The sequence below is a fragment of the Pseudomonas sp. Pseusp49 genome (assembly GCF_059491875.1).
In genome coordinates this window covers 4959590-4966452 of record NZ_CP168514.1, presented here as the reverse complement: position 1 = coordinate 4966452, position 6863 = coordinate 4959590, and the positions used below count along the sequence as shown (strand labels likewise).

Sequence of the window (6863 nt, the reverse complement as noted above, 5' to 3'; positions counted from 1 at the left end):
ACGGGCCACGCTGACAGTACGTCGATGCTCACTGCATCGACGTACTGTCGGATGCTCAGACGGGATTGGGGTCGCCCTTATGCCAGATGGTCAGGTTATCGATAGATCCGTGCTTTAGACTTTCCACTTCGATGCAATGGAGCAGGTGACCTTGCGGGGCCTGAAAATTCACCCATTTCCGGCTTTCAACCCAGCGCTCCTCAAGCAATAAATCACCCTCGCCCATGAACTTGAAGGTCGCGCCTTCGCCGGTTGTCGCGTAGGCAAACCTGATGCGGCTACACTTCCATTTGAGCGGTAAGCGTGCTCGCCGCAATTGTTCCGATGCACCTCCGCAGCACAGCGCCAACGCCTTTCCCTTAAGCATTTCCGGGAAGTCTTCGGGTTCTGTTCGCACGATATGGAGCCCGATGCCCGTGTGAGAGTCTTGAGGCAGTTCGAGCTTTAAAAGACGTGTGTCGATAGTACTGCCAGGTCTGAGAAACTCCTTTTTTGGATAGCTTTCAAAGTCGTCGAACTCCTCAATTTCAGTCACCCGTAGCTTGGCGGTCGTGTGAAGCAACTCATGGCCGTTTTCCGGCAGGAGAGAAACCGAAGGATCTAACGGCGGTGTACCGGGCGCACCGTCGAACGTCACGGCCACATTCAAGGTGACGGAGGAATAGTCCTCACAACCGGCCAGCCAGGTGCGCGAGAGTTCCAGTTCAAACCTGTCTTCAGCGTCAGCCTCTTGCGTCGTTACAACATGGTTTTCCATCACCCAATCGAAACGGTAGTGGCCAATCTGGTGCTCATTGCCGACGGCAAGGATCCACAAACGCTGTCCAGCGGCAATGAGGGGCCACTTTGGCAGGGCGATCCGGGCATTGCCGGCAAACCAACGCATGTCGAGCCACCAATCGCCTTCAACCCATTGCAGGTCGCGGAATACAGGTGCCGGCAAATCCTCGGGATGAATCATTTCGACCGTCAGTTCCAGTCGGTAAGACTCTAGCGTCTGATCGTCCAGTGTCGCGGTGTACCAAACGGGAATGGTTTTACCGACACAGGCACCGATGACTGACGCATCGATCGCAATCACCACACTGCCACTGGCACGGCCATCGACTACCGGCAGTGTTGGCCTGCCTGCACCTGAGGGCCCGTCCCAATGCAATTGAATCCTGTGTCTTTTGCTCATGCCTTCAAAGGCAACCGTGACCTTGGTGCCATTCATGGCATCGAGGGGATAGAGCAGGTTCTCACTGGTTGCGTACTTGACATTGGGGTAAGGCAATTCCGGCAATTGTTTTTTAGCCACGGTAACCACTCCTGTCGGTATATCGGCGATTTTGGCAGTGGTTAGGTATGCACTCGAAACAGGGGCGCGGCTACTGTCAGAGTTGACAGTTTTACTGGGGTAAAAAGGTGATTCCGACCAATGGCTCCGAGCGCCAGCCGGTGGTGACGCTTATACAAACGCATACATTCTGGCGATTGACTGCGACCGGTGAGCCGCTCAGTCTTTCGGATCAATTTTCCCCGCGGAGACAGTCGATGCCCTTCGTAACGATAGACGGACAAGCCCTTCACTACATCGATCAAGGCACCGGCCCGGCGGTGCTGCTGGCCGGTAGTTACCTGTGGGATCAGAACATGTGGGCGCCGCAGATTGCCGCGCTGGCGCAACAGTATCGTGTGATAGCCCTGGACCTGTGGGGGCATGGTCAATCCGGGCCGTTGCCTGTCGGCACTGTATCGCTGGATGACCTGGCGCGTCAGGCATTGGTCTTGCTCGATCATCTGGGCATCGAGCGGGTCACGCTGGTCGGTTTGTCGGTCGGTGGCATGTGGGGCACGCGCCTGGCCTTATCGGCTGCACAGCGGATCAACGGGCTGGTGCTGATGGACACCTACGTCGGCGCTGAACCTGAGCCGACCCGCCAGTATTACTTTTCACTGTTGAAGCAGATCGAAGAGGCGGGTGTCATCACTCCTGCGCTGCTGGATATCGTGGTGCCGATCTTCTTTCGCCCTGGTATCGACCCGCAATCGGCGCTGTATCGGAACTTCCGTGCTGCGTTGGCTGCCTTGCCCGCCGATCGCCTGCGTGAAAGCATCGTGCCGATGGGGCGCATTACCTTTGGCCGTGATGACTGTATGAACCGGCTGGGCGAGCTGGACGGTGCCAGCACACTGGTGATGTGCGGCGATCAGGACATTCCGCGTCCGCCGGAGGAAACCCGTGAAATGGCTGAGCTGATTGGCTGCCCGTGGGTGCTGGTGCCGGAGGCGGGGCATATTTCCAGTCTGGAGAATCCGCAGTTTGTCAGCCAGGCGCTGCTGGAGTTCTTGGCTGAGCGCAATCCGGCGTAGGTTTTTCGAAAAAAGATCGCAGCCCTGTAGGAGCTGCCGAAGGCTGCGATCTTTTGATCTTGCTTACTTCGGCCCGAGAATTTTCTCCAGTTTGTCCGGTGACGGCGCGCCTTGCTGTTGTTGCAGGTTACCTTTGTCGTCCATGTAGAAAATCGCCGGGGTCGCCTGCAACTCCAGCTCTTCCATCAATTGCATGTTGGCCGCGAACTTTGCCTGAATCGCTGGCGGCACTTCCTTCAAGGCCTTGAGCGAGCTGCCCTTGCCGGCGGCTTCGTGATCCTGCAGGGCTTTTTCCGGGTCTTTGGCGGCGAGCAGTGCGGCGGATTTCCCCGGGCTGTCTTCGCGGATGATGCCCACCATGATGTGGCGCAACTGCACCTTGCCGGCCTTGACCCACGGCCGGGCCTGTTCCCAGAACATGTTGCAGTACGGGCAGTTCGGGTCACTGAACAGGTACACCACGCGCGGCGCATCCTTCTTGCCGTCACCGATCCAGTTACTGGTTTCGAACTTGGCCCAGACTTCCTTGGCCATCGGCGCGTACACCAGTTTCTGCAGTGGCGCGCTGCTCAGGTCATTACCCTCGGCGTCATACAGGTTGCCCAGCAACACGTGTTTGCCATCCGGGGTCAGGTACAGCGCCATGCCGCGGCCCTGGTATTGCGCGGCATACCCGCGCAAGCCGTCGGGAGCGTCGAACTGGCCGACGATTTTCGCGCCCTTGGCCTCGATTTTCCTGATCGCATCGGGCAACTCTTCGGCCTGCACCGATGGCAGGTGCAACAGGGCAGCACCGAGGCTCAGGGTCAGCAGGTGGCGGAGGCGGGGCATGGCAGTTTCCTTGAAGAGGTGACGGGAACGGTGTCGAAGTTTTCCAGCGCGCGAGCCAGGCTGGCGTTTGACAGCTCACCCAGATGGCTGCCCAGCAGGCGACCTTCGGGGCTGTAGAACAGCGTAGTCGGCAATGCCATGGAACCGACGGCCTGGCTCAGTCGCCCGCCGCCGTCGAATAGCACGTTGGACAGGCTCAGGCCCTGGGTTTCCAGAAAGGTCGCGACGCTTTGCATGCTTTCCGCCTGGTTGACGAACAGGAATGTCAGGTCCGGACGTTGTTGCTGGGCGCTTTCCAGCACCGGCATTTCCCGGCGGCACGGCGGGCACCAGGTGGCCCAGAGATTGATGACCAACGGGCCGCCCTTGTAGTCGGCCAGTTGCACGGTTTCGCCAGCGGCGTTGCGCAGGGTGATTTCCGGCAGGCGTGTGCCTTGTTCATAAATCGACAGGGAGAACGTTGCCAACAACCAGAACGCCAGGCCGCTGGCCGCGCCAAAACCCAGTGGGCGGCGCAACCCCGGGCGACGCCAGCCGCGATACAGCGTAGCGAGCAGCACGACAATCACCCCCGGCCAGGCGAGAAAACCGCCATCGCGCAGGTCGATGATCTGCCACGGATCATTGCGGTAGTGCGCCCAATAGACCGCCACGAAACCGATCCGGGCCGCCAGCATGCCCAGCAGGAACAGGCTGAACAGCGCGGATTCGGGGTTATCTCCGCCGCGCTTGGCCACCCGCCAGCCGACAAAAGTGGCCAGCGCCAGCGCACTGATCAGCAGCAGGTGATTGAGCGCGATGGCAAAGGTGCCGAGGGTGAAGGTCAGCATTAACGGGCGTCTCGGGTGGTAATCCAGCGTTGCAGGAAAGTGTCGGCATCGACCTCGCCGGTGATGCGCTGGCTGCGCCGTTCTTCACCGTCGGCGCCAATCCACAGAAGGCTTGGAGGCCCTGGCACCTTGTAACGGCCGAGCAACTCGCGGCTGGCGGCATTGTCGGCGGTGACATCCAGGCGGAGCAAGCGCACTTCGTTCAAGGCTTCAAGCACTTGGGGTTTGCCAAACACTTGTTTTTCCATGACCTTGCACGACACACACCAGTCAGCGTAGTAGTCCAGCAGCACCCATTGGCCCTGCGCCCGCGCGGCGTCGAGCTCTCGTTGCAATGCCTGCGGATCCTTGATGGTGGTGAAGGCATCGTGGCCAACCGGCACGGCGGCCACCGCCTGGTTCGAGGCGCGGAAGACTTGCAACGGTTTGAACGGATCGTCACTGCCTCCGGCCGCCCCGATCACCAGCAGGCTGCCCCACAAACCGAGCAGCAACGAACTGGCGCCAAACAGGTGGGCGATGCGGCCGAAACCTTCCGACTGTTTCCAGGCACTATACGCCGTGATCAACAGCAGCGTACCGCACAAGCCGACCCACAGGGATTCGTCCAGTACCGGGCGCAACATCAGCAACGCCGTGGCGAGGAACAGGAAGCCGAAAATGCCTTTGACCAGGTTCATCCACGCGCCCGGCTTGGGCATGAAGCGATTGCCCACGGTCACCAGCAACAGCAGCGGTACGCCGATGCCGATGCCCATGGCAAACAGAATCAATCCGCCATGCAACGCGTTACCGCTTTGCGCGATGTAGAGCAGGGCGCCGGCCAGCGGTGCGGTCATGCAGGGCCCGACCAGCAGACCGGACAGGGCGCCCAGCACCCCGGCGCCGATCAGGCTGCCGCCGCGCTGATTACGCGAAACGTTTTCCAGGCGATCCCGCACAGCCACCGGCAGTTGCAGCTCGAAGTAGCCGAACATCGGCAGCGCCAGCAACACGAAAATCGCCGCGAAACTGCCCAGCAGCCAGGGGTTTTGCAACCAGGCTTGCAGGTTCGCACCCAGGGAGGCGGCCAGGACACCCATCGCCGCATACACCAGCGCCATGCTGACCACGTAACTGCCGGCCAGGGCAAAGCCGCGCTTGGGCGTGGCGCCGCTGCCGACGATCAATCCCGCCAGAATCGGCAGCATCGGCAATGAACAGGGGGTGAAAGCCAGCAGCAGGCCCAGGCCGAAGAACAGCACAAGGCTCCAGCCCAGCGCCCTTTGTTGCAGGCCGCTGGCCAGCGCCTGGTCCGGTGCTTCAGTGAGGGTGTTCGCCACAAGGGCATCGCCCAGATCGACGATTCTGGTCTGCGGTGGATAACACAAACCTGCGTCGGCGCAACCCTGGTAACTGACTTTCACCTGACCACTGGCCCCGGCTGGAATCTTCAGTTCCAGGGCCTGGCGATAGACTTGTTGCTGACCGAAGAACTCATCGCTGTGCTCCTCGCCTTGGGGCAAAACGGGATGCTGCGCGACAGGTAAACCGTCGAACTTCAAACGTTTTTGATACAGGTAATAGCCGTCGGTAATTTGCCAGAATAGCTGAGTCTCGCCGGACTCCAGGCGTTCGGAAGTAAAGGCAAAGGCCTTGTCGACTGGAAGAAATTCAGGTTTTGTTTCAAATGGATTGTTGCCGGCCTGGGCCTGCCCCAGGCCGGCAAACAATGCCAGCAGCAAGAAAACGAAGTAACGCATCGACAACACCTGGCTTATTTAATTCGTCCACGATGATGGCCATCGATTAACCGGGTGTTAACGCAGTGAAGTCGAGCGTTTGCAGTGACAGATGCAGCGTGGTGTCGTTGCCAGGTTCGATCAGTTGACCGCGCTATAGGTCAGCCTGTACTCGGACATTGGCGGATGATCGGCTTCCCACTGCCGGGCAAAGACTTTCGCCGCATCGATCTGAGCGCTCGTCATGTCTTTGGCAATGGTCTGCAGGTCCTGCGCGGCCAGGGCATGTACGGACAGCTCCCGGGTGGTTTCGGTGATCAGCCAGAACAATCCGTAACTTTTGACCAGATCCTCCGTGAAGCCATATTCGTCAGAGCCATCTTCAGCGGTGTAGAAACCACCGAGGGCACGGCCATAGTTCAGCAATCCGTAGACATCATTGCGCTGCGCGCGTTTTTCAACCCATTGACGCCTGACAGGGAGATCCCGGAGGATTGGCGGTCGATTGGCGGACCAGTGCATGGCCCTGGAAAAGCCACTGTCGGCGGCTTTTTTCAGCAAACCGTTGATTGCGATATCCCGCTCGGCTTTGTCGACAATGAGCGTCTTGTCCTCCTCGTATTTGATCGCGAGAATGTACTGGGCCTCCATCGATCCGGCATCGGCCGCTTTTTTTAGCGTCGCAATGTCCTGGTCCAGTTCGTACAGCTCCAGCATGGCGTCGGCATTGCCTTTATCCGCCTCTGCCTGAGCCAGTTCCCTGGCCGTTTTCAGGGACTCATCGTCGCCCAGCCGCATCAGGGCATACACGTGATTTTGCGCCGCGGCCAGTCCATACCACTTTTTGGCATCATCGGTCAGGCCCTTTGCCTGACGCCTGAAGACTTCGCCCAAGGCGTATTGCGCATCCCGATTGCCCGCTGTTGCGCCAATGGTCAGGTAGGTTTGTGAATGAGTGAATTCGCCCAGGTTGTACAATGTCAGGCCCTTGGTCGTGGCTTGTATTTGCAGTTCGGTCACCTGGGTGGTTTGCATGACCAGCCCGTCACGCAGGTTGAAAAGTGTCGTTAGCGCAGATTCGTGGGTATACATGGTGTGTGCCTGTGTTGAATTGAATTTGAGTACT

General features: G+C 59.2%; 6 protein-coding genes. 1 reads left to right on the top strand and 5 read right to left on the bottom strand.

The window, feature by feature from the left end:
* Nucleotides 1–55: 55 nt before the first annotated feature.
* Entirely contained in the window at nucleotides 56–1300 is a 1245-nt protein-coding gene (locus ACEN83_RS22005; RefSeq protein WP_495578435.1) for a hypothetical protein, read from the bottom strand.
* A gap of 236 nt (nucleotides 1301–1536) precedes the next feature.
* On the opposite strand from ACEN83_RS22005, the gene ACEN83_RS22000 reads away from it, so the two are divergent.
* On the top strand, nucleotides 1537–2355 hold the full coding sequence (locus ACEN83_RS22000; RefSeq protein ID WP_495578434.1) for an alpha/beta fold hydrolase: 819 nt from the start codon (nucleotides 1537–1539) through the stop codon (nucleotides 2353–2355).
* A 63-nt stretch (nucleotides 2356–2418) separates the two neighbouring features.
* Here the strand turns inward: ACEN83_RS22000 and dsbG are convergent, their stop codons facing one another.
* The 4 genes from dsbG to ACEN83_RS21980 form a co-directional block, all read right to left on the bottom strand.
* Complete coding sequence (gene dsbG, locus ACEN83_RS21995) at nucleotides 2419–3186, bottom strand: thiol:disulfide interchange protein DsbG (RefSeq protein WP_116580105.1); 768 nt, start codon at nucleotides 3184–3186, stop codon at nucleotides 2419–2421.
* Nucleotides 3162–4016 carry a TlpA family protein disulfide reductase gene (locus tag ACEN83_RS21990; protein WP_495578433.1) on the bottom strand — a complete coding sequence of 285 codons (855 nt, stop codon included), beginning with the start codon at nucleotides 4014–4016 and terminating at the stop codon, nucleotides 3162–3164. The genes dsbG and ACEN83_RS21990 overlap by 25 nt, the downstream gene beginning before the upstream one ends.
* Nucleotides 4016–5758: a protein-disulfide reductase DsbD gene (gene dsbD / locus ACEN83_RS21985; protein WP_495578432.1), complete on the bottom strand. Its 1743-nt coding sequence runs from the start codon at nucleotides 5756–5758 to the stop codon at nucleotides 4016–4018. The genes ACEN83_RS21990 and dsbD overlap by 1 nt, the downstream gene beginning before the upstream one ends.
* A 120-nt stretch (nucleotides 5759–5878) precedes the next feature.
* Nucleotides 5879–6829, bottom strand: coding sequence for a tetratricopeptide repeat protein (locus ACEN83_RS21980; RefSeq protein ID WP_495578431.1), 951 nt, complete (start codon nucleotides 6827–6829; stop codon nucleotides 5879–5881).
* Nucleotides 6830–6863: the final 34 nt, after the last annotated feature.